The following is a 23,460-nucleotide window of genomic DNA, read 5'->3' on the forward strand; positions in this document are numbered from 1 at the left end:
TTACTAAGAATTACGGTCATAAGGCCAGTGATACGGCCATATCAGTCCATGACCAGCACGACCTTGCCCTGCCCGTGCCCGGTGGCGGCCTCGCGGTGGGCGTCCGCGGCCCGCTCCAGCGGGTAGGTGCGGCGCACGGGGAAGACGAGTTTGCCCTCGGCGTACAGGGTCGCGAGCTCAGCGAGCCGGGACACCTGCCGCACCCCCCTGGTCACCTGCACCCCCAGCTCGGCGGCCCTGCCGTGCTCGACGAGCGTGAGGATGCGCTCGCCCTCCACCAGCTTCAGAGAGACCTCCAGCGCCTCGCCGCCCGCGCCGTCCAGGATCTTGTCCACCCCGGCGGGGGCGAGGGCGCGCACCCGCTCCAGCAGGCCCTCGCCGTACGTGACGGGGATCGCGCCGAGCTCACGCAGGTAGTCGTGGTTCTCCTCGCGGGCGGTGCCGATCACCGTGGTCGCCCCCCAGAGCCGGGCGAGCTGGACCGCCGCGGTGCCGACCGCGCCCGCAGCGGCGTGGACCAGGACCGTGTCGCCCTCCCCCACCCCGAGCTGCCGCAGCGCGATGTGGGCGGTCTGGGTCCCGGCGGTGAAGCCACCCGCCACCTCCCAGGGCATGTTCGCGGGCTTGGGCGTGACGTGCTCCGCGGGCACGACGACGTACTCGGCGTAGGAGTTCAGCAGGTCGAAGCCCAGAACCTCGTCCCCGACAGCCACCCCGTCCACCCCCGCGCCGACCTGGTCCACCACCCCGGCGAACTCGTTGCCCGGCACGCGGGGCAGCTCACCGCTCACCCCCGGCGGGGTCCACCCCGCCCGGACGGCCAGGTCGAACGGCTGCACCCCCGCGGCCCTGACCCGCACCCGCACCCGCCCCTCCCCCGCCTCGGGCGTCGGAAGCTCCGTCACCTGCAGCACCTCGGGCCCGCCGAACTCGAAAAAAGCAGCTGCCTTCACAGGATTCCCCTTCGCTCGTGTACGCCTTCACGCGCGTACGTCTTCGCTCGCGCACGCCTTCGCTCGCGTACGTCTTCGCTCGCGTATGACGCCGCCCAGCCTGCGACCTCAACCGCGATTGAGGTCAAATCCCGTACTCCGGGCCATGGCGCGGGGAGCCACCACCCGTCGTACGGCCACCGGACGGGCGGGGCCTTCAGGGGGCGGGGGCCTTCAGGGGGAGGTGTGGGCCGCGTAGTAGCGCCGCGCCTTGTCGCGGCTGCCGCAGGTGGTCATGCTGCACCATCGGCGACGGCCGTTCTTGCTGGTGTCGAGGAACAGCCAGGAGCACGACGGGCACGCCTGGACCCGCTCCAGCGGCCCGCGAGTGAGCAGGTCGGCAGCGGAGGCGGCGACCTCCCAGAGCAGCGTCCCGACCGTTCGCGGGGCGGTCCACGCGAAACGGAAGCGGCCGTCGTCGGGCTCAAGCCGGGCGTGGGCGAGGCCGTCGGCGTACGCGGCCGTGACGGCGTCGAGGTCGGCGCGCGGCGGTTCGTCCCCGTCGGCCAGCGGCCGGAACACCCGGAACACCGTCTCGCGCAGCTCGCGGGCCCCGGGCAGCGCGGCGACGAGGCCCGCCCGCCGCTCGATCGGACGGCCCGCCGCGCGCGCCCAGGTCACCGCCTCCTCGGGGGTGGCCAGCCAGTCGCGCCGGACGACCGGGCGGCTGTTGACCGTGTTGGCGAAGTCCAGGCACAGGGCATTGCCGACCAGTTCGACGTCGATCATCCACCCATTGTCTCACCGATCAAAGGCAGTTGACAGGTAAGGCGGGCTCCATCACCCTATGACCATTCAAGTGGCTTTGAAAGGTAAGAATGGCATGCGCGTCCTCCCCGTTTCGCTGGGCCGGTCGTTCAACGGGCTGTGGTTCGGCACCGGCAGCGCCAACCTGGGTGACGGCATGGTCCTGTTCGCGCTCCCGCTGCTCGCCCTGGCGGTCGGCGCCTCACCCGGCGGGGTCGCGGCCGTGACGACGGCGCTGACGCTGGCCTGGCCGGTCTTCGGGCTGCACGCCGGCTGGGTCGTGGACCGCGTCGACCGCCGGCTGCTGCTGGGCGGCGTCAACCTCGTCCGGGCGCTGGTGCTGACCGGTCTCACCGCCGGCCATCTCGCCGGTGCGCTCTCGCTGCCGGTGATCCTGGTCGCCGCGGTGCTGCTCGGCGTGGCCGAGACACTCGCCGACACGGCGCTGACCTCGACCGTTCCCATGCTCGTCGAGCCCGCCGGTCGTAACAGGGCGAACGCGCGGATCGAGGCGACCATCAACGTCACCAACCAGCTGGCGGGGCCGCCGCTCGCGGGACTGCTGGCCGGGCTCACCCTGGCCCTGGCCACCGGCACCGGCGCGGTTCTCTACGTCCTGGCGGTCGCCGGGCTCGCCACGATGACACTCCGCCGTACGCCGGGGAGAACGCGGCCCGCCGGGCGCGGCGACGTGATCGCCGGGTTCCGTTTCCTGTGGCGGCAGCCGGTGGTGCGGACGCTCACGCTCTTCACCGCCGCGATGAACGTGGTCTGGGCGGCCCCGACCGCGCTGTTGGTCGTGCACGCCGTCAGCCCCGGCCCGCTCGGCCTCACCGCGGCCCAGTACGGCCTGCTGATGACGGCGATGGCCGTCGGCGGACTGCTCGCGTCGATGGCGGTCGAGCCGCTGCGCCGCAGGTTCGGGGTGACCACGCTGCTCGTCGCCGACGCCGTCGGCACAGTCCTGCTGGTGGCGCCCGTCGCCCTGAACGCGAACGCGTGGCTGGTGTCCCTGGGCATGGTGATCGCCGGAGCGGGATCGAGCGTCTGGCGGATCCTCGTGGCCACACTCCGGCAGAACCTGACGCCGCCCGAGCTGCTGGGCCGCGTCTACGCCGCGTCGCGGATGCTCAGCTGGGGCGTCATCCCGGTCGCCGCCGCGCTGGCCGGTATCGGGGCCGAGGTGTGGGACGTGCGGACCGTCTTCGCCGTCGCCACCGGGCTCGCGGTCGTTACCCTGGCCGCCTTCGTGCCGTTCGCCCTGCGCACCGACCTGTCGGCGGACGTCCAGCCGACCGCGGACCACCGTGCTTGAGCGGGCGCTTCTGGGGTGCCGGGCGCGGCGCTCGTCGGCGCCGTGGCGGTCCGCGTGATGGCCGGGCGGATTCCGGACCCGCCGGGAGGCGGGCCCGGTCGCCGGAAGGTCACTCCGTGGTGAGAGCGGACAGGTTGTTGTAGCTGAGCTGGGCGAACTGCAGCGACTGGCCCGGGTTCGCCGCACCACCCGGAGCGGTGTCCTGCTCGTACATCGGGTAGTGGTGCTGGCTGACCAGCCCCCGGAAGAACGTCGTGTAGTCGATGTCGCCCGTACCGAAGGGCACCATGTCGTAGCCGTTGGTGGTCGCGGGGTTGAGCTTTCCGTCCTTGGCGTGGAACAGCGGGTACCGGCCCTCATGCGCCTGGACGAGAGCGAGAGGGTTGAAGACGTTGGTCTGAGCGGAGCCGTCGGGGGCGGTGTAGGTCTGGTACCTGTACTGGGCGACGTGCGCCCAGTAGATGTCCATCTCCAGGTTCACGAACTTGGGATCGGTGATGCCCAGGAAGTACTCCAGCCTCCGGATCCCCGAGGAGCGCGTCGGACGGCCCTGGGCGTCCAGCGGCCCGCTGTCGAGAAGGAAGTTGTACGCGGTGTCGTGGTTGTGGGTGTACAGCTTGACGTAGCCGGAGCTCCGGGCGATCTCCCCGAGGACGTTCCACTTCTCGGCGGCGACGTCCCAGTCGGCCTTGTAGCTGCTGCCGGTGGGGTCGTTACCGGTGCCGATGTGGTCCATGCCGAGGATGTTGGCGATCTCCAGGCTGGCCTTGAACCGGTCGAGATCGGCCTGGGTCAGCGGCCAGGATCCCGGGATGAACCCGTGGTTACCCTCGGCCCGCAGCCCGTTCTCGTCCAGCCACCCGCGCAGCAGCGTCGCCCCGGCGACGGTCTCCAGGTTCGGCCCGCCCTCGGCGTTGGCGTGCTGGGTGAACCCGGCGAACTCGATGCGCTCGTAGCCGATGTCGCTGAGCGCCTTGAACACCTCCTTGAACCCCGACGGCAGGGTCGTGGTGTTGGGGTCGCGGGAGATGGCGTCGCGGACGGTGTAGAGGATGATGCCGCGCTTGCTGTCCCGGATCAGGGGGGCGCCGAGAGCGGTCGCCGAAGCGGCGGCCGAGGCCCTGCCAGGTAGCGCGGTGATGGCCGCCGCCGCGGCCATACCCGTGGTCGCCGCGAACAACTGCCGACGGGTCAGTCCCAGCTTGCGCCCGAGGGCACCGCCTTCGACCTGGTCGTCATCGTGGGCATGGAAAGTACTCACACATATCCGTTCGGGGGGAGGGACGCGTGCGCTGACCGGCGTCGCAACGAAAATGGAATACCCGGGAGGCTTCAGCGTGCCACCGATGCCGACAGCCGACGATGGGGGCTTTTGACGGGCCACCGCCGTATATCCTGCACCGCCAGCAATTGTTAACTCCAGAGCGTCACTTCGTCAACGAAAGTACGGATCCTTCCGACATAAACCCCTCTGGGAAGTTCAAACCTTTTCGGGCGAATCAAAAACAGGGCCGCTGAGCAGCGAAAACAGGACACCGACCCGGCCCGCCCGGCTCCGCCGACCAGCGTCGACGGCGGGACCCAGTCTCGTCGCGGCCGACGCGGGCACACCTCTGCGACCCCTCGCAGGGGGCCTGCTCCTCCGGGGCCCAGTGTCTGACTTCCATGACTCGGCCGTGGGGAGGTTCGATCTCCCAGCGTGTCACGCAAGGACCGGCTGGTTCCGATGTTCCTCGTGTAGGGACATCGGTGCTCTCGGTAGGCTCCCCGATCAGGGAGGCCGTCGTGACGTACGGGACGCAGGAGATCGAGGTCAAGTACCGGGTAGGTGACCTGGCCGCGCTGGAGGACGCTCTCGCACAGCGGGGAGCCCCGCTGTCGGCCCCCGCGCACCAGGACGATCAGGCGTATGCCGAGGACGGATGGACCTACGCCGATAGCAAGATCGGTAGGTCGTTCGCCCGGTTGCGCACCCAGCAGGGTCGGCACCTGTTCACCGTGAAGCGGCCCGTTGACAACGCGATGGCATGCCTAGAACATGAGACGACTGTCGCCGACCGGGAGCAGATGCACCACGCCATCACGCTCATGGGCTTTCATCCCACGGTCCGCATCGTGAAGACCCGACGCACCGCGACGCTGGGAAGCATGACGATCTGCGTTGACGAGGTCGAGCACGCCGGAGCCTTCGTTGAGATCGAGCGCACGGTGAGTGGCGAGGAAACCGGGACCGCCGTGCAAGTCGAGCTGGACACCTTCGCACGGTCACTCGGTGTCGAGCTGGAGCGAGTGACCGACACCTACGACTCGCTGGTCCGTGCCGCGTTGGCGTCGGCCTAGAACAGCGCACTGCCTGATGCGGTCGCCTGCGGTCGTCATGTCTCCTCCAGTCGGTCGCTATTCGGTGGGCCAGGGAAGGTCGGACTCGCTCGGCGCGCCGTAGTTCACGCCGGGCACGTCGAAGCCGTAGAGGCGGCGCACCTCAGAGCTGAACCACTCGATGTCGGCGAGGTCGCCGATGGTGTCGGGGGCGACGGCCTTCCACCGTTCGGTTACCTGTTCCTGGATGAGTGGGTCCAGCTCCCACCGGTCCAGGCGGATGCGCCCGTGGTCGTCGAGGTCGAGCGTCCGGGCACCGGTGAGCCGGTCCCACAGCTCGACGGATTGCTGGAGCGGGGACTGCATGGCCTCGCCGAGGACGCCGCGCAGGAGACTGACGTACAGGGCGATGCCGGGGATCGCGGTGGATGCCTGGGTGACGGCGGCGCCGTTGACCGACGTCATGGCCCGCCCGCCGACCCCGGCCAGGTCGCCGTTCAGTGTGAGCGCGGTCTCCTCTAGGTGGGCCTTGGCGGCGCCGATCGTTCCGTCCCGGTAGATCGGCGCGGTCAGGTGCGAGCCGATGTAGGACAGGGCCACGGTGGTGAATCCCGGCCGCAGCAGGCCGCGGTCGGCCAGGGCGTCGAACCACAGGGCCCAGTCCTCGCCGCCCATGACCTTGATGGTGTCGGCCCGCTCGGCGTCGCTCCCCGCTTCGACCCAGATCTCCTTCAACGCCGGTTCGTCTCCGCTGACGTCGAGGGTCTTGGTGCTGTACCCCTTACCCAACGGCTGGATCACCGACTGGTGCGTCTGCCCGGTGACGGGGTCGACGCGCCGAGGCGCGGCGACACTGTAGATCAGATAGTCGATGCCGCCGAACCGCTCGGCGAGCAGGTCGAGCACCTGGGCTTTGGTGGTGTTGGCGAAGGCATCGCCGTTGACGAACGACCAGTCGCGACCGGCCTTGGCCGCGAGTTCGGCGGTCGCGATGGTGCGGTACCAGCCCGCGGTGGCCGTACGCCGCTCGGTGGGCGGACGCTCGAAGCACAGGCCGACGCCGTCGAGGCCGTAGCGGCGAATCCCGGCGATCGCGGTCGCCATCCCGTAACCGGCGCTGAAGCCGATGACCAGGGCGACCGGGCGGCGCTCCGCCTTCGCATCGGGGCGCGCGGGGGCGACGCGATCCCACATGTCGCCGACGATCTTCTCGCATCCGCCGGGGTGGGAGTCGAACAGCAGGAACCCGCGCCCACGAGGTTCGATGAGTCGTGCCGTCATCATGTGCCTATCTGGTCGGGCCCGCAGGCGGGTCGGAGCTCGCGAGACGCTGAATGATCCTGATGAGGTCGCCAACCGTGTTGGCCTGGCCGGTGTCCTCATTCGGGATGGCCACTTGGAGCCGCTTTTTCGAGGTCTCGAATCAGTTCCAGCAGTGAGAGGCTATCGATGCCCAGGTCATTCCAGAGGTCCAGACCCCGATCGGCGCAGTCGCGTGGCGTGGGTGATGACGGCCACGATGGTCAGCGGGGTGGTCACGGTGATGGTGTCGGCGGTTCGACTGACTGCTTCGATAACCATGACTCTCAGTCCTGGACCGCGGGCTGGAGGTCCGTGATCTGGACGATGAGCTGGGTGGCCAGCGCCCGGTTCAGCAGGTGGGGCTCGTCCAGGCCGACGGGGACCTGATGGCGGGTCTCCACCACCCGGCCGCCGTCGTCCGCGCCGTAGAGGTTGGCCAGGACCCCGACCGGGGAGTAGTCGCCGACCGTGCAGACGACCGGCGCTTCTCTGCGCAGGTACGGGCAGGTGGTCAGGGCCTCGGCCACGTGCGCCTTGCACGTGGGCGGGTGAGCTGTGGGCCAGGGTGAGCGGAAGTCACCGGCCAGGGCGGAGGGGAGGATCCAGCTGATACGCCCGGTGTTGGGGTCGGTGGCCGGTGAACCGCACACCCGGCACAGCCCTTTCAGCATGCACCGACGTTGGCGCAGCGTATGCACCAGGTGCCACTGGACCTTTCCCTCCCGCGCGGTGCCGCAGCGGGCCCACAGCGCCCCGAACATCCACTCCTGCGGAAGCGCGTCACGGTAGGTCAGCCGGGGCACCCCGTCCGCCCACTCGAAGGCCAGCGGCAGATCCAGGTTCTCCTCTTCATACGGCGTGACGTAGGGCTTGCGAAGCCGCGTCGACACGGCGCCCGTCATGACCTGCCACCCGATCGAGCGGCGAGGATCAGGTCCGCGACCTGCCGCGGTTCCCGCACTGCCTGCGGGTCGGGGTCCTCTCGCAGGGATACCAGGTAGCAACCGGAGCGCGGTCCCATGGTCACCGTAGCCACCCGTCCGGCGGCGCCGTGAACGACCAACTCGGGAACGTACCGCTTGGTCTCCCCCAGCTGGATCGGCCGACCTCTCTTATCGGACAGTCTCAGGCCGAAGGTACGGATGGCGCACGAGCGAACTCCATAATCCCTCAAAAGCCGCTGCACATCGGCCAACGCGTCGTTGTATTTCTCCTCCCTCGCTTCGCTTATCCCCGGTTCCTCGTGCTTTTCGGCTGCCGATCGTTTCGCGTGCGCGGTGTCTGCTTCAGCACCACTGACGGTAGGAGACTGCTCACAAGATTTCATGAGGAACCCTTGAACGCTGGAAGACGGGTACGAGTGGGTTGAGCATGAAGGTCCGCTCGGTGTCTTCGGGAGGGTTCCGGCGGCGTCTTTTCACGTCCAGTTGGGACATGTGTGGGACATCTATGTGACGCGGGTGAGACATTTGCGACATGTAGGGCACGCATAACTTCCACCACTGGACGTTGCCGCTTACCCTGCGATCGACAGGACCCACGGTGAAGGGCTGGATCGTGATGGAGCAGGCGGAGGAGACCCACCTGAAGCAGCTTGTCCGCGCTCGTAAACTGCTGCCGTACAAACTGTTTGTCCGCGCTTACGAAAAGGCCGCCAACGCGGCTGATCTGCGAGGGTTGACCGTGGAGCGGCGGCAGTATCAGCGGTGGCTTTCCGGCGAACTCAGAGGGCTTCCGCAAATCGACGCGTGCCAGGTGCTTGAGAAGATGTTCGGCTGCCCTGCCCGGAGGCTGTTCACCAAAGTCCCCGTCGCCGTAATGCCCATTCCCGGCCCGGATGTGATCAACGTTTCACCGATGTCCGACGCCATACGGAGTGCGCCCGACACTTCGGCCGTTCGGCCGATTCCTACGAATTTGCATGAGTTGATGATGTCTGCTGCTGAACAGTCCCGCGAATCCGCTACCCACGCCGAGACGGCGCTCGGCCGATCCACCCTGGAAATCCTCGAGGCCGACGTCACCGCGCTCGCCCGGACCTACCTGAACCGGTCGCCGATCGTGATGTTCCCCAAGATCACAGAATTACGGGATCACGTCGAGGCCAAAACCCGGCAGACCCGGAACCCCGACCAGCTCCGTCATCTGTCGCTCATGAACGGGCTGTTGTGCTCGATGTTGGCTGAGGCGTGCATCGACCTGGGCGAGCACCGGATGGCCACCGACCACGCCCGCGCGGCTTGGGTCCATGGCAACAACATCGGCCACGTCCCCCTCGCGGTGTGGGCCCGCGGCATGCAGGCCACCTCCTCGTACTGGAACGACTGTCCCGGCGACGCGTTGATAGCGGTCCGTCGTGGCGAGGAACACCGCCCGACCGGGGTGGCAGCCGCCCGGCTGAGCAGCATCCGTGCCCGCACCTGGTCACATCTGGGCAACCCAGAACAGACACTACGGGCGGTGCGTGACGCCCAGGACGCGCGGGCCACCGCCCAGGAGGACGAGGACGATCTGGAGTACGTCGGCGGCATGTTCGTGTGGGACCTGGCACGGGAGGAGCGATGCGCGTCCAGCGCGTTCCTGGAGGTGGTGCAGCGGCGCCACACAGAACTCGAACCGGCAGCCCTGCGGCACCTCACGGGCTTGATTCTCGACCACGCCGAGCGGGCGCTGGCCATCTCGCGGGCCGCGCCACCCGAGGAGCGTTCCCCGATCGTGGACGCGACCATCCTGCTGGACATGAGCACGGCCCGGCTGCTGCTCGGCGACGTGACCGCCGCTCACGAAACGCTCCGCTCGGTGCTCACTCTGCCGGAGGACATGCGGACCGTCCCGATCCTGCGGCGCCTGAAAGGCATGCGGGTTCCGCTCGCCGAGGTCCAAGCGACGCGGGCGGTTCACGAACTCGCCGAGGATCTCGTCGAGTTCGCCTCCGGGTCGACCATCCGGGCGCTTCCCCCCGGTTCGCCTTAGCCGTCGGCCTCGTCGCGGGCGTCCCATGCGGTGAGGATCTCCGTCTCGCGCTCGCGGCTGATGCCCAGTTCGGCGGATCGTTCGGAGGAGACCACAGCACCACCGCGTAGCCACGCGTAGGTGTCGGCGACGGTCTCCTCCAGCGGGCGGCATCTCAAGCCTTCGGCGCGAGCACGGGCGGCGTCCACATGCCATGTGCCCTGGTAGTCGCGCCACAGGGGCAGTCCGACCCACTCGGGGACACCGTGATCGCGCAGGAACGCGTCGTCGACCCAGACGAGTTCGGCGTCGGCACCGGTCACCTCACGGCACGCGCCCAGGAACGCGCCGAACGTGGAATGGCCGATCGGCGCGGCCAGGTTGTAGGACCCCGCGAGGTTCCGTTCGGCGACGTCCAGCGCGAAAGCCGCGACATCGCGGACGTCGATCGGCTGGATGGACCGGTCCGGGAGGCCGGGTGCCAGGACCCGGCCTCCGGCCTGGATCCGCGACAGCCACCAGGGGATGCGGCCGATGTACTCGTACGGGCCGAGGATGACGCTGGGCCGCAGCAGCGTGGCCCGCTCTCCGAAGACGGTCGTGACGGCCCGCTCACATCCGGCCTTGAGACGGCCGTACTCGTCGGCGTCGCTCTCACCGGCCGGGCCGACCGGGGTGTAGTCGCGGATGGGCGAGTCGTCGTCGAGCGGGTCGGTGGGCCAGCCTTTGTAGACGTTCACCGTGGAGACGAAGACGTAGCGGTCTACGGCGTCGGCCAGCACGCGGGTGGAGTTTTCCACCATGGAGGTCGTCATTCCGCTCGTGTCTATGACCACGTCCCAGTCGCCTTGCGCGACGAGCGTCGCTAGGTCCCGGTCACTGGTGCGGTCTCCGCGGATCGGTGCGACTCCACGCACGTCACCGCCGGACGTGCCGCGGTTGAACGTCACCACGTTGTGATCGCGGCGCAGCGCCTCTTCCGCCACGATGCGCCCGAGGAACTTCGTGCCGCCGAGAATGAGGATTCGCATGCCTTCGATCCTGGCTCACGGGCGGGTCGGAGACGAGCCCCCGCCGGGGGTTGCTTACGCGGGCGGTGTCAGCGACAGGTCTTGTTCAAGGGCTGGACCTGAAACCGAACTGGACGCATGAGCCACCGCATACCTGACCAACGTAGATTGATCACGCCGGATCGACAGGATGAAAATAGGCGCATGACTCAGTCGCTGGAGATCAAGCCCATCGGAACCGTTGTGGGTGGACGCACCGAACCCACCGACGACCACTGGAGTGGCACGGCGATCATCCGCCTGAACGCGGACTTCCCCGCCGAGGTCGTCCAGGGCCTTGAGGAGTTCTCCCACCTGCTGGTCGTCTGGCACTTCCACCGGGCCTCGCCCGAGGATGTTGCGCTACACGCCCGCAGCCCGCGCAACAACCCCGCCTGGCCATCCACCGGCACGTTCGTCCACCGTAACCATCGCCGCCCGAACCAGCTCGCGCAGTCCTTCCCCCGCCTCTTGAAGGTTGATGGCCTGGACCTGTACGTCACCGATCTCGACGCGATCCACGGCAGCCCTGTGTATGATCTGGCGCCGTACTTCAGGGAGATGGGTCCGCGTGGCGAGGTACGCGAGCCTGTCTGGCCCGGCGAGATGCTCAAGGACTACTGGGACGACCCGCGAAACTGAACGCGGCTGTGTGGGCGACGTCACGAGACACCTGATCGCTTACGGTGCGGCTGACGCCGCGCCGACCGGGCACAAAGCGCAGCGTGCCATTGCGAGTATCGGCAACATCTGGCCCTGACGGTAGCGAAAGAGGACACGTGACCGATATCGAATACCGGTGCCTGACCGGTGGGGATGCCGCCGAGGTGCTCAGTGATGAGTACGTCCATCTGTACCTGGAGAATTACGCCGAGCCCCCTTATCTGTCCGGGCCGCTCTTCAGTCGTGAGCGGTTTCTTGAGCGCACGGGTCGGCAAGTGAAGAATGACAGCTTCGTTCTGGTGTCGGCCCGGGACGGGGCGGAGCTCGTGGGATTCTCGTTCGGTCTCGCGTTCGGGGTGGATCGGTGGTGGGCAGGGGAAGCCGCTCCCGCTCCCGCTGAGCTGGCGGGCTCGCCGAGGTTCGCGGTGATCGAGCTGGACGTCCGCGAGGACCACCGGCGACGGGGTATCGGCCGACGGCTTCTGGAGACGTTGCTGGCCCAGCAGGACGCGCCGTACGCGACGCTGCTGGCCGATCCGGACGCTCCCGCCCACGCCATGTACCAGCGCTGGGGATGGCGGCCGGTGAGCGCCGTGCGATCCGCGCCCGACGCCAGAGCCAGTGACGCACTGGTGCTCGACCTGAAGAAGTAGGGGGTTTCCGGCGCGTCCGCTGTGCGGGCCACGTCGGCGCGGGTCTTTCTCCGGAAGCCGGACGCGCGAAGGCCGGGCGCCACGGGTGTGGCGCCCGGCCTCACGATGCGGTTACCGGTGGGAAGACCCGGTTAGCCGATCAGGTATTCCATGATCTTCTTGATGGTGGTGGCGCGTTCGGCGGGGCTGGCCACCTGCTCCAGGCCGAAGCCGAGGAACACGGTGTCCTTCGTCGAGACGGCCGCCGTCTTGTCGGCCTGGGCCCTGGTGAAGTCACCGGCGTTCGCCGGGCTGCCCGGGGGCGGTCCGGGGATCGCCCAGGCGCCGAGGCCGGACTCGAAGCCCTCGGCGGCGAGCTGGCCGCCGGTGGTGGTGATCCTGGTGTCGTCCACGAACGCGCCGACGCCGCCGGTGCCGGGGTCGGTCACGTAGCTGATCGACACCTCGACCTGCTGGCCCGCGTACGCGGACAGGTCGAAGGCCACCTGCTGCCAGCCGTCGGAGCTACCGGTGAAGGCGTTCCAGGAACCGCTCGTCCCGGTCGGCGTGCAGGGGTTGCCCGGCGTCAGGTAGCGCAGCAGCCACGGGTGCTCGTCCAGCAGGAAGCCGGCCTCGCACTCGGTCGGGACGTCGGTGGCGGTGCCGCCGTTGAGGTCGGGCAGGGTCGTCCAGTTGTCCTGGCCGACCGTGTGCGCCTCGACGATGACGTTGTCGTAGCCCGGCTCGGTGTCGTAGGAGAGCTGGAACTGGAGCTTGGGCTGCTGCGCGGCGGGGACGGCCGCCAGGTCGATCGTGCGCGTCAGCCTCTTGTACGCGTCGTCGGTGTGCGGGCCCGCCACGTACCAGTCGCCCTCGGCCGGGTCGAACGGACCGGTCGCCCCGATGTAGTCGGCTACGGCCGAGCTCCTGAACTGCGGGAACTGCGCGGGTGGCAGCGTGTCGCTGGTCACCTGCAGGCTGCCCGCCTCGTCCAGCGGGTTGTCGGCGAGCGCCGGGCCGCCGAAGGTGCCGCTCGTGCCGTTCATCGCGGCACCGGAGCCGGTGAACCCGGTCGGCCCGACGCGCGGGTTGCGGCCGTAGACGCCGAGGTAGTACTGGGCGAAGTCGTCGGCGAGGATGAGGCACTCATCGAAGAACCCGGCCTGGCTGGTGATGACGCAGTCGGAGTCCGGGGCGCCGTCCAGGCCGTAGTAGATGCCGCCGAGGCTGGTACCGAAGAAGCCGAAGTATCCGGCGGTCTCCCCGGTGTAGAGCAGCTTGCCTCCCTCGTTGAGGTAGTCGCGGACGGAGATGGTCAGGTCCTGCTGCTGCCGCTTGACGTCCATGTCGGGAAGCGGGCCGAACGGGGTCTGGGTCTGCACGTCCTGGGCGTCCATCGCGAGCCGGTCGTCACCGAGGTACCAGGCCACCGCCTTGAAGTGGCTGAGCACCCCGAGGTGGTGCGGCACGCCCTGGGCGTCGACGTCCCACGCCTCGGAGGAGTATCCGGCGGTCTGCAGCGCCTGCCTGTACTGCGCGATGTACTTCGGCGCGGTCACCGACGCCGGGTAGTCGGGGTTGAAGCCGGTGTAGTCCTCGTTCGCCACGACGAGCACCTTGGCGTTGGGCTTCTTCTCCAGCTTGTACGTGAAGTGCTCGCTCTCCACGGTCCCGGTGCCGGGCTTGTGGCCGGAGAACCAGACCTCGACCCTGTCCCCCGGTTTGGCGCCCTCGACCTTGGCGCGGTACTCGGCGAAGTACAGGTCGTTCTCGTCGCCGTACCGCTCGCCGCCGTCCCACTCCTTGAGGCCGCGCACGCTCACCGAGCCGCCGTTGATCCGGAAGTGCAGCTGCTTGGCCGACAGGGAGCGCCGCATGGTCACGGCCACCGGCTGCGGGTCGCCGTACGAGACGGTGAAGCTGTCGGGCCGGAAGTCGGGAACCGCGCGGTTCACCGGGGAGACCGGGGTGTCGGGGGTCTGCACGGACTTGGCGAGGTCGACCGCGAGCGGGACGTTCTTGGCGAACTCCGCCTGGATGAGGGCCTCGCTGTCGGGGAAGGTGAAGCCCGAGCCGCCCGCGCAGTCGGCGAGCGTCCACTCGTCGTCGGGGACGCTCTCGACCGCCACCTCGCAGGTGGTCATCTCCGGCGTGATCGTCAGTGCGTCGCGCTTGTTGGTCATGTGACCGTCGGTCTCGCCGTTGGTCGTGTAGAGCTCGGCGCCGATGTCGGGGTCGTAGCCGGGGACGGCGGGCGTCGCGTCGTCGCCGAGCAGCGCCTCGAAGATGAGGTCGTCGGGAGAGGGCGTGGCCTGCTGCCAGCCGACGCCGTACAGCAGGAGCTGGGCGGCCGAGTGGTAGTTGAGGATGTAGGTGAAGTCGATCTTCTTGGCGAGGGTATCGACGGCCATGGTCTCCGGCTCCGACTGCGCCCTCGGGCCCCGGTAGGTCTGGCTGGCCGGGTTGTCGGAGGAGCCCTCGTTGTCGTAGCCCCACTTGTAGTCGAAGTTACGGTTCAGGTCGACGCCGTCGGCGCTGGTGATCTGGCCGTCGCCGTTGTTGTCGCGGAGGTTCTTGCGCCACAGGCGGTTGCCGCTGGTGAAGCTGTAGTCGTAACCGTCGGGGTTGGCGACCGGGATGAACCAGAGCTCGACGGTGTCGACCAGCTGGGTGATCTCGGGGTTGGTGCCGTAGCCGTTCAGATAGTGGAGCAGGAGCCTCCGGTTCATCTCCGGGGTGATCCACTCACGGGCGTGCTGGGCGGACATGTAGAGCACGGCCTTGCGCGCCCCGTCCCTGAGCTGCCGCGCGTCCTTGGTCACCTTGATCGCGGTGAGCGGCTGCCCCTTGACCGTGGTGCCGAGGTTGACGACCTTGGCGATGTTCGGCTTGGCGTTCGCCGCGTTGACGATCTGCTCGCGGATGCCCCCCGCGCCGCTGTACGGCTTGAAGACGCCGTCCCCCTTGGCCGCCTGCCTGCTGGCCGCCGCGGACCGCTGGGCCTTCAGGCCGAGGCCCGCCTTGCTGAGCTGCTCCGCCTGGGCCGCGCCGAGGATCGCCTCGACGCTGACCTTCTTGCCGTCCGCGGACTTGGTGAACCGCAGTTCCTCCCGGTCGACGCCCGACTTCAGCAGCGTGTCCAGCTGCTGCGGGGTGAGTTCGCCGACGTAGACGCGTACTCCGTCGTCGCCGGCGGGTGGATCGGGTACCGCCGCGGCGGGTGTGCTCACGACCAAGCCCAGGAGCAGGACCGCGATTGCGAGAATGGATAATCTCGCACGTTTCATTGCAACCTCCGTACATCCCCCGAGAGACAGGAATGTCCGAAATCTGGGGGATAGACGGACCTGAGTCAACGTCAATCCTCGCCAGCTTTTCGCTCTGACCTGATGTGGTCAGCGCGAATCCAGGGCTTCCGAAATCACGAAGGACGTGCGGGGCGCGGCCGAACGTCGTACCGAGGTCACGGTGGGGTCGTTCACGGTCGCATGGCACGTGTCGCCCGCTTGAGGTAATCGGTGACGGCGCGGTGGGCGTCGGCGTCGAGTTCCCTGCTGATGCCGTCGATGGCCATGATCGCGGGGCGCAGGAACTCAAGGGTGGCCTGATGTGCCGCCGGGGTGGCGGCGACGGTGACGCGGCGGCGGTCGTGGGGATGGCTGGAGCGCTCTACGTGGCCGGCGCGTTCGAGGCGGTCGATCAGCACGGTCACCGACGCCGACCGGATCCCGAGTCGCGACGCGAGTTCGGCGGGCCCCATCGGCCCATATTGCTCCAGCAGTGACAGGGCGCCCATGTCGGTGGCGTTGACGCCGAGTTCGCGTGCGGCGCGGGCCGAGAGTTCACGCGCGGCGCCGATCAGGTGTTGTACCGCGATCGTGGCCTCCGTGAGTTCTGGCAGCTCCTGGTGCTGGTCGCCCATGAACTTTTACCCTCCAATGTCTAGTTACTAGATAAAACAACATATTGTGGGTCGAGGGTCACCCGATCCTTCGTCAAGTGTGGTCACCGGGGAAGTCCCGTCCCCGGCGACCCCCCAACCGCCCAAAGGACGTGTATCCGACGATGCCCACACCCAGCATCCTCATCTCCGGAGCCAGCGTCTCGGGCCCCGCCCTGGCCCACTGGCTCAACGCGGCCGGTTGGAGCACGACCGTCGTCGAGCGTTTCGACGGTCTACGCGACGCCGGACAGAACGTCGACGTTCGAGGGGCGTCACGCGAGGTCGTACGCCGCATGGGCATCGAGGACGCCCTGTTCGCCACCGCCACCGGTGAGGAGGGCACCGAGATCGTCGACGACCGAGGGCGAACCGTCGCGTCCTTCCCGAGGAACGCCACCACCGTCGACGGCGCCACCGCCGAACTCGAAATCCTGCGCGGCGAACTCTCCCGCGTGATCTACGAGAGCACGCTGCCCGCCACGGAGTACGTCTTCGGTGACCAGATCACCGGACTCGACGACCGGGGCGATCGCGTCGACGTGACCTTCCGGCACGCCGCGCCGCGCTCCTTCGACATCGTCGTCGTCGCCGAGGGCCTGACGTCACGGACGCGCTCGCTGGTCATGCCCGACGCGCGCATCAGGTACCTGGACCTCTATCTGGCGTATCTGACGATCCCCCGGACCGCCGAAGACAGTGACTGGTGGCGCTGGTACAACGCGCCCGGTCAACGCTCCGTGACCCTCCGGCCGGACAACTTCGGCACGATCCGGGCCACTTTGGGCTTCATGTCGAATGTCCGTGGTCTTGAGGATCTCGACCAACGGGACCAAACCACCATTCTGCGCAAGACCTTCGCCGACGGCGGCTGGGAGACCCCGCGCGTCCTCGACGGCCTCGACGACGCGCCCTACTACTTCGATGCCGTCGGGCAGGTCCGTATTCCCCGCTGGAGCAGGGGCCGCGTCGGGCTGGTCGGCGACGCCGCCTACTGCGCGGCCCCCTTGAGCGGCATGGGAACCAGCCTCGCCCTGGTCGGCGCGTACGTGCTCGCCGCAGAACTCGCCACCGCGTCGGACCACGCGCGGGCTTTCGACCGCTTCGAGCGGAGGATGCGGCCCTATGTCGCCGGTGCGCAAAAACTCCCTCCCGGCACGCCGGGCATCGCCCATCCCCGCACCCGGGCCGGGGTCAGAACCCTGCGGACCCTCGCGAAGGCGGCCGGCAGTCCCCTGGCCCAGCGATTCGCCCTGGCCGACAAGATCAGCTCCCCACCGGCCGACAGGATCACCCTCCCCGATTTCCTTCCCGGCGGTAGCCGGCCCGGGACCGCCGACGCCATCGAAGGGGACATGGCATGACCGGCGCGCGGGCGATCGCCCGTGACCTGTGGTACCTGCCCACCTCGGCCAGCAACGCGTACCTGTGGCGCACGGCCACCGGCAGCCTCGTCGTCGTCGATCCGGGGCTGTACGGCGACGAGGCGACGGTTCTCGGCGCGATCGCCGAGCTCGGCGGCACGGCTCACGATGTGGAGTCCATTGTGCTCACGCACTTCCACAGCGACCACGCCGGCGCCGCGTCCGCGCTCGCCGAGGCAACGGGCGCTCAGGTGTGCGCCGGCTTTCGCGACGCGGCCGTGCTGCGTGGCGAGAGCCCCGCGCCGTCGCCGGACCTCACAGCGGCGGAACGGCCGATCTACGAGAGCATCGCCGCCGCCCATCCGGAGAACATGAGGGCACCCCGGTGCGAGGTCTCGGTGGAGCTCGAACACGGCGACGCCGTCGACGCCGGGGAATCCATGATCGTTCATGCTGTCGCGGGGCACACCTGGGGCAGCGTCGCCCTGCATCTGCCGCACTGCGCGGCGGTGCTGACCGGCGATGTCGCGATCAACGGCCCCGGTGGGCGAACCACCCTGGGACCGTTCAACGTCGACAGGGATCGGGCTCGAAGGGCGCGGAGGCGACTCGCCGCGCTCGATCCGCGGATCGCCGGCCTCGGCCACGGCCCGCCCCTCCTGCGCGACGCCGGCGAGGCCCTGCGCGACGCCACCGACGTGTTCGCGGGCCCGTCATGAGAGACCCGGCACCACCCTCGGCGTGACCGGCCCCGCCGAGGGCGCCGCCCGCGCCCGATCCCCGGCCGGTTGGCTGCGCACCGGAGAACCCCTGACCGCGTCCTGGCGGCGACCGCTCGGAAACGCCGGGAGCCCCGGCCCGGCGAACCGGACCGGGACTCCCGTCACTGAGAACCGCTGAACCTCCGGGGCCGCTGTCGCGGTCCTGGCGGCCTATCTGCCGTAGACCTCCAGCTCCCACAGGGAGTAGCCGTACGGGGTCGCGCGCTGGGTGCCGTACATCCGTACGTAGCGGGCGCTCGTCGCGGTGAAGCTCACGTCGTCCACGCCGCCGTCACCGGTGGTCGTGGCGTGCACCTGCGACCAGGTCGTGCCGTTGGTCGAGGTCTCGATCCGGTACGCCCTGCCGTACGCGGCCTCCCAGTTCAGCCGGACCCGGCTGACCTGCCGGGCGGTGCCCAGGTCCACCGAGATCCACTGCGGGTCGGAGAACGCCGACGACCAGCGCGTGCCGCCGTTGCCGTCCACCGCGTTGCCCCCGGCGAAACCGCCGTTCTCCGTGGAGGAGGTCGTCACCGGGCGTCCGGACGACAGCAGCACGACACCCGGGCTCGGCGTGGGAGTCGGGGTGGGCGTCGGGTTCGGGGTGGTGCCGCAGTTGCCCGCGACGACCCCGGCCGCGTAGCGGAGCCCGCCGTACAGGTGCGCCCGGAAGTTCGCCTCGCTGTAGGACGCGATGGTGTGACCGAGGCCGGTGTACCAGGACCGGCCGCCCGAGTACGTCTTGCACCAGGAGATCGGGTGGTCGGCGCCCATCGACCCGCCGGAGTAGGTCGACTCGTCCAGCGTGGCGAGCACGCGGGCGGTGGAGCGGGGGTTGGTGCGGTAGTTGTACAGCTCGTCGGTGCGCACCCAGGCCGCCGGGAGGTGGGCCGTCGAGGGGTGCGTGCGGTCCTCCACCCGTACGGTCACCTGCTGGATGGCGGGGTGGGAGGCGAAGTAGGCGCCGACGAGGTTGCCGTACCAGGGCCAGTCGTACTCGGTGTCGGCCGCGGCGTGGACACCCACGTATCCGCCGCCGCCCCCGATGTAGGACTCGAACGCGGTCTGCTGCGCGGCGTTGAGCACGTCGCCGGTGGTCAGCAGGAAGACGACCGCCCGGTACTGGGCGAGGTTGGCGGTGGTGAAGGCCCCCGCGTCCTCGGTGGCGTCGACGGTGAAGCCGTTCTCGGTCGCCAGCCCGCGCAGCGCGGTGATACCCGCGGGGATGGCGTCGTGCCGGAACCCGGCCGTCTTGGAGAAGACCAGGACCTTGTACGCCGGATCAGCTGCCAAGGCTGGAGCCCCCAGACCAATCATGACGACGAACAACGCGGTGACAACCGCGATGACATTACGCACCGTAGACCTCCATTTCCCATAGGGAGTAGCCGTACGCGGTCGCGCGCTGGGTGCCGTACACCCGCACGTATCGAGCACTGGTCGCGGTGAAGCTCACGTCGTCCACGCCGCCGTCACCGGCGGTCGTGGCGTGCACCTGCGTCCAGGTAGTGCCATTGGTCGAGGTCTCGATCCGGTACGCCGTCCCGTACGCGGCCTCCCACTGCAGTTTCACCCGGTTCACCTGGCGGGCCGCGCCCAGGTCCACCGAGATCCACTGCGGGTCGGAGAACGCCGACGACCAGCGCGTACCGAGGTTGCCGTCCACCGCGTTGGATCCCGCGGAGGCGGCGTTCTCCGTCGAGGACGCGGTGACCGGGCGGCCCGCCGACAGCAGCGTGCCGGTGGGCGGCGGGCCCGTCCCGGTGGTGAGGGTGAAGTCGTCCACGTCGAACAGCGGGCCCGCCCCTCCGGCGAAGACCAGGAAGAGCTTGGTGGTCCCGGCCGGGGCGTTCGCCAGGGTGGCGGAGACGTCGACGAACGTCTCCCACCCGCCGGTCGGTGCCACGGTGGCGGTGCCCAGCAGGGTCCCGGTCGCCGAACCCGCCCTGACCTGGATCGTCCCACCGGCCCCCGCCGAGGAGACCCGGGCGGTGAGCCTGGTGACACCGCTCAGGACGTAGGGGTCGAAGGAGATCCAGTCACCGTTCTCGATGCTGCCCACCGTCTTCGCGCCGTGCGCGGTCGGCTTGTCGTACACGGTGACGCCCTGGGAGGTGGTGTAGTGCTCGGCCTGCCGGTTCCTCGGCTGGGTGACGTGCTGGGTGTGGGTGGTGAGCCCGCCCGCGTCGGTGTACTCGGCGTCCCAGACCCCGAACAGGTTGGCGGCCCCGTCGTGCTCGCCGTTGCCGGGTGTCTGGATCGTGCCCGAGCAGCCGTTGGCGTTGGCGAGCGGGTGGCCGTGGGTGTCGTGACCGAGGATGTAGGTCATCTTCACCTTGGCGCAGTCGATCGTCGTGTCCTCCGCGTCGGTGACCGTGATCCGGTACGGCACGGCGTCGTTGAAGCTGAACACCTGCCCGTTGAGCGGGAGATCGATCCGCACGACGGGTGCGGTGTTGCCGACGTTGATCTCGATGTTGGCCGTCGCGGTGTTGCCCGTACTGTCCCTGACGGTCAGGGTGACGATCCGCCTGCCGTTCGTGGTGTAGGTGTAGGTGGGGTTGGCCGCCGTGGAGGTGCCGCCGTCACCGAACGCCCAGGAGTAGGTGAGCGCGTCGCCGTCCGGGTCGGAGCTGCCCGCCGAGGAGAACGCCACGGTCAGCGGCGCCTTCCCGGAGACCTTGTCGGAGGTGGCCTTGGCGATGGGCGCCCGCCCGCCGGTGCCGATGTGCTCGATGCGGTACAGCGCCGAGTCCTGGTTGCCGTTGAACCAGCCGGTGCCGTAGTCGAGCACGTAGAGGGCGCCGTCGGGGCCGAACGCCATGTCCATCACCAGTTTGCCCGACCAGGGGAAGGGCTGGATGGTGCCCCGGCTGCCGTCGGCGTTGACCTCGATGTCCTTGATCCACTGACGCTGGAGCTCACCGGCGAGGAAGTGCCCGTCGAGCGACTGCGGGAACTTGACCGGCGAGTTCAGCGCGGCGTTGTAGCGGTAGACGACGCCGCCCATCGGCGACTCCGCGCCACAGCCGAACGGCTGGAAGTTGCAGCCGTCGTAGGTGATCCAGGCGGGCTTGGCCGCGGGCAGCCTGACCTGGCCGGTGTTCTTGCGCGAGGTGTTGTCCGGGCCGCCCGCGCAGTTGTACTTCGCCCCGATCGTCGCGGTGGCGTAGTCGTAGCGGGCGTAGGTCTCGGCCGGGGTGTTGTTGCCCGTGCAGTACGGCCAGCCGTAGAAGCCCGGCCCGGTGATCCGGTTGAACTCGACCTGCCCGCCGGGGCCGCGCGGACCGGCGGCCCCCGCGTCGGGGCCGTAGTCGCCGAGGTAGACGACGCCGGTGGCCTTGTCGACGCTCATCCGGAACGGGTTGCGGAAGCCCATCGCGTAGATCTCCGGACGGGTGTTCGCGGTGCCCGGCGCGAACATGTTCCCGGCCGGGATCGAGTACGACCCGTCGGCGTTCACCTTGATACGCAGCACCTTGCCGCGCAGGTCGTTGGTGTTGGCGGCGGTGCGCTGCGCGTCGAGCACGGGGTTGCGGTTCGGCCTGTCGTCCAGCGGGGCGTAGCCGTCGTTGAAGCCGGGCTCGCTGTCGTCGCCGGTGGTCAGGTAGAGGTTGCCCGCGGCGTCGAAGTCGATGTCACCGCCGACGTGGCAGCAGGTGCCGCGGTCGGTCTTGACCTGCAGGACGCTCTTCTCGCTCGCGAGGTCGAGCGTGCCGTCGGTGTTCAGCCTGAAACGCGAGAGCCGGTTGTAGCCTTCGAACCGCGCGAAGTCCGCCGGGGTGCCGTCGGGCGGGGAGCCGTTCGGCGGCGTGGACAGCGGCGGCGCGTAGTAGAGGTAGACGAACCGGTTGGTGGCGAAGCCGGGATCGACGCCGACGCCCTGCATGCCCTCCTCGTCGTTGAAGTAGACGGAGAGCTTGCCCGACACCTTGGTGTTTCCGGCGGCGTCGGTGATCCGGACCGTGCCGTCGCGGGCGGTGTGCAGGACGGAGCGGTCGGGCAGCACCGCCATCGTCATGGGCTCTCCCACCTCGGCGACGCCCTTGGCCAGCGTGACCTGCTGGAACTTGGTGGGGTCGACGGGCGGGGCGGCGGCGCTCGCCGAGGCCGCGGTTGGTACGGCGGCGGTGGCCGGGAGCGGGGACAGGAGGGCGGTCACGGTGAGGAGAGCGGTTAAGGGTGGTAACCATCGGCGGAGCGAGGCCATGGGGGTGACTCCAGGTCTCTGTGGGGGGTGGACCGGTGGTCAGGGTCTCGGGGCGGGGGGGTTCGGAGTCTCTGGCGGGGGACACCGGGAAATTATCGAGGGAGCGCTCTCCCAACCCGAGATTGCTCTTGCCCGACAATCCTTGTCAAGAGGCTGCTTAACCTGGCGGAAACAGCCCGCACACTCCGAGCGAACACCGGTGCGTTCCAGGGAACGCTCCCTTACCGCCCTGTTGCACCGTGACAACCATCTCTGAGCTGGCCAAATACGGAGCTCTTCGAGGAAGCGCTTTCCCTCTCCCCTCCGATCGGCCGCCGACTCCACGAGGCTCCGCCGTCGACAGGAAACGGGAACGCAACCATCCCATGGCAGGGAGCGCTCTCTTCATGATCGCTAACCTGTCGCCCGCCAACGGCCCGTCAGGAGTCGGCCGAGGCCGCCGATCCCCGGTCGCCCGGTGGAGCTCACCGGTCTCGCGAGTCAGGAAATGAGTGACGGATCCTGACGCGAAAGAACAGGGTTCCAAAGAAAGGCCACACCGAGGGGGACGGGTTTTCCCGTCGCGCACCGGCGGGGCCTGGACGGACTTCCCGGTCACGCGTCGGCGGAGCCGGAATGGGGTTTCCAAACACGCACCGGCGAAGGCGGGGCGGGCTTTCCCGTCGCATACCGACAGCTCCGAAGCAGACTTTCCGGTCGCACACCAACGGATCCGGGACAGGATTTCCGGTCGCGCACCAACGGAGTCCACCCGGGCTTTCCTGTCGCGCGCCGACGAAGCCGGTCCGGCTTTCCGGTTATCCGCCGACGGCACCTGGGAGGACGCCGGATGGACGGGGACCCGCCACTCCACGGGCCCCTCGGACCCCGAACCAGAGTTTTAGTGATATTTCGTACTATTCCCCCTAAATGCCCTTATAGATCTTCGTGGCCCCGCATTGGCGAGGAGTACCCCCGCACGGGCGAGGATCCCGAAACACCGCCAGGGCCTCGGCGTTCTCCCCCGCGGAACGGATCGTGAAAGCCGCCCAAGCGGCCCGATACCTTTCACGACCCACGACGACACAGGACGCCCGTCCCCGCCGAATGCGCGATGTTTCATTCGAGACCCGGAGGCGGGAGAATCCACCGGGCCGCATTCCAAAGAGCACATCACCGGATATGGTGACGCGCGCCGGTATCTACGGCAGAATCGGTGACCTGCCACGCGGCAC

Annotated in this window: 18 protein-coding genes; 7 read left to right on the forward strand and 11 right to left on the reverse strand. The window is 68.9% G+C overall.

All coding sequences use genetic code 11. The features are described 5' to 3' along the window. Positions 1-41: 41 nt before the first annotated feature. Together ABD817_RS11465 and ABD817_RS11470 are read right to left on the reverse strand one after the other, a co-directional pair. Positions 42-953 carry an NADP-dependent oxidoreductase gene (locus tag ABD817_RS11465; RefSeq protein WP_344917797.1) on the reverse strand — a complete coding sequence of 304 codons (912 nt, stop codon included), beginning with the start codon at positions 951-953 and terminating at the stop codon, positions 42-44. 213 nt (positions 954-1,166) lie between these two features. Continuing rightward, positions 1,167-1,721: a CGNR zinc finger domain-containing protein gene (locus ABD817_RS11470; protein WP_344917798.1), complete on the reverse strand. Its 555-nt coding sequence runs from the start codon at positions 1,719-1,721 to the stop codon at positions 1,167-1,169. 94 nt (positions 1,722-1,815) lie between these two features. Here ABD817_RS11470 and ABD817_RS11475 point away from each other — a divergent pair, with 94 nt between their 5' ends. After that, positions 1,816-3,054 (forward strand): MFS transporter, encoded by a 1,239-nt coding sequence (locus ABD817_RS11475; protein ID WP_344917799.1) that lies wholly within the window; start codon positions 1,816-1,818, stop codon positions 3,052-3,054. A gap of 109 nt (positions 3,055-3,163) precedes the next feature. Here ABD817_RS11475 and ABD817_RS11480 read toward each other — a convergent pair whose 3' ends face one another. Further along, entirely contained in the window at positions 3,164-4,315 is a 1,152-nt protein-coding gene (locus ABD817_RS11480; RefSeq protein WP_344917800.1) for a sugar phosphate isomerase/epimerase family protein, read from the reverse strand. A 524-nt stretch (positions 4,316-4,839) separates the two neighbouring features. Here ABD817_RS11480 and ABD817_RS11485 point away from each other — a divergent pair. Beyond that, positions 4,840-5,394: a class IV adenylate cyclase gene (locus tag ABD817_RS11485; RefSeq protein ID WP_344917801.1), complete on the forward strand. Its 555-nt coding sequence runs from the start codon at positions 4,840-4,842 to the stop codon at positions 5,392-5,394. A gap of 57 nt (positions 5,395-5,451) precedes the next feature. On the opposite strand, the gene fabV is transcribed toward ABD817_RS11485, so the two are convergent. The 3 genes from fabV to ABD817_RS11500 all read right to left on the reverse strand — a co-directional run bounded on the left by fabV (position 5,452) and on the right by ABD817_RS11500 (position 7,577). Then, entirely contained in the window at positions 5,452-6,657 is a 1,206-nt protein-coding gene (gene fabV / locus ABD817_RS11490) for an enoyl-[acyl-carrier-protein] reductase FabV (RefSeq protein ID WP_344917802.1), read from the reverse strand. Positions 6,658-6,831: 174 nt separating this feature from the next. Next, positions 6,832-6,954 carry a hypothetical protein gene (locus ABD817_RS11495; protein WP_344917803.1) on the reverse strand — a complete coding sequence of 41 codons (123 nt, stop codon included), beginning with the start codon at positions 6,952-6,954 and terminating at the stop codon, positions 6,832-6,834. 5 nt (positions 6,955-6,959) lie between these two features. Beyond that, positions 6,960-7,577, reverse strand: coding sequence for a hypothetical protein (locus tag ABD817_RS11500; protein WP_344917804.1), 618 nt, complete (start codon positions 7,575-7,577; stop codon positions 6,960-6,962). Between the two features lie 640 nt (positions 7,578-8,217). Here ABD817_RS11500 and ABD817_RS11505 point away from each other — a divergent pair. Next, positions 8,218-9,648: an NsdA family TPR-like regulatory protein gene (locus tag ABD817_RS11505; protein WP_344917805.1), complete on the forward strand. Its 1,431-nt coding sequence runs from the start codon at positions 8,218-8,220 to the stop codon at positions 9,646-9,648. Here ABD817_RS11505 and ABD817_RS11510 read toward each other — a convergent pair. Next, positions 9,645-10,658, reverse strand: a complete 1,014-nt coding sequence (locus ABD817_RS11510; protein WP_344917806.1) for an NAD-dependent epimerase/dehydratase family protein — start codon at positions 10,656-10,658, stop codon at positions 9,645-9,647. The genes ABD817_RS11505 and ABD817_RS11510 overlap by 4 nt on opposite strands. Before the next feature lie 183 nt (positions 10,659-10,841). On the opposite strand from ABD817_RS11510, the gene ABD817_RS11515 reads away from it, so the two are divergent. Next, positions 10,842-11,318, forward strand: coding sequence for an SAM-dependent methyltransferase (locus ABD817_RS11515; RefSeq protein ID WP_344917807.1), 477 nt, complete (start codon positions 10,842-10,844; stop codon positions 11,316-11,318). Between the two features lie 137 nt (positions 11,319-11,455). After that, positions 11,456-11,992 carry a GNAT family N-acetyltransferase gene (locus ABD817_RS11520; RefSeq protein ID WP_344917808.1) on the forward strand — a complete coding sequence of 179 codons (537 nt, stop codon included), beginning with the start codon at positions 11,456-11,458 and terminating at the stop codon, positions 11,990-11,992. 131 nt (positions 11,993-12,123) lie between these two features. Here ABD817_RS11520 and ABD817_RS11525 read toward each other — a convergent pair whose 3' ends face one another. Further along, the gene (locus tag ABD817_RS11525) at positions 12,124-15,201 is read right to left on the reverse strand and encodes a M14 family metallopeptidase (protein WP_344917809.1); all 3,078 of its coding nucleotides are present in this window, start codon (positions 15,199-15,201) and stop codon (positions 12,124-12,126) included. A gap of 248 nt (positions 15,202-15,449) precedes the next feature. Next, the gene (locus tag ABD817_RS11530) at positions 15,450-15,893 is read right to left on the reverse strand and encodes a MarR family winged helix-turn-helix transcriptional regulator (RefSeq protein ID WP_344917810.1); all 444 of its coding nucleotides are present in this window, start codon (positions 15,891-15,893) and stop codon (positions 15,450-15,452) included. Between the two features lie 143 nt (positions 15,894-16,036). On the opposite strand from ABD817_RS11530, the gene ABD817_RS11535 reads away from it, so the two are divergent. Next, the gene (locus ABD817_RS11535; protein ID WP_344917811.1) at positions 16,037-17,275 is read left to right on the forward strand and encodes an FAD-dependent monooxygenase; all 1,239 of its coding nucleotides are present in this window, start codon (positions 16,037-16,039) and stop codon (positions 17,273-17,275) included. Beyond that, positions 17,272-17,994 (forward strand): MBL fold metallo-hydrolase, encoded by a 723-nt coding sequence (locus tag ABD817_RS11540; RefSeq protein ID WP_344917812.1) that lies wholly within the window; start codon positions 17,272-17,274, stop codon positions 17,992-17,994. Before ABD817_RS11535 ends, ABD817_RS11540 begins: the two co-directional genes overlap by 4 nt. Before the next feature lie 213 nt (positions 17,995-18,207). Here ABD817_RS11540 and ABD817_RS11545 read toward each other — a convergent pair whose 3' ends face one another. Beyond that, positions 18,208-19,395, reverse strand: a complete 1,188-nt coding sequence (locus ABD817_RS11545) for a ThuA domain-containing protein (protein WP_344917813.1) — start codon at positions 19,393-19,395, stop codon at positions 18,208-18,210. Next, on the reverse strand, positions 19,388-22,198 hold the full coding sequence (locus tag ABD817_RS11550) for a PQQ-dependent sugar dehydrogenase (protein ID WP_344917814.1): 2,811 nt from the start codon (positions 22,196-22,198) through the stop codon (positions 19,388-19,390). The genes ABD817_RS11545 and ABD817_RS11550 overlap by 8 nt, the downstream gene beginning before the upstream one ends. Positions 22,199-23,460 lie beyond the last annotated feature (1,262 nt).

It is taken from the genome of Streptosporangium oxazolinicum (genome assembly GCF_039537505.1).
In the GTDB taxonomy this organism is placed as follows: domain Bacteria; phylum Actinomycetota; class Actinomycetes; order Streptosporangiales; family Streptosporangiaceae; genus Streptosporangium; species Streptosporangium oxazolinicum.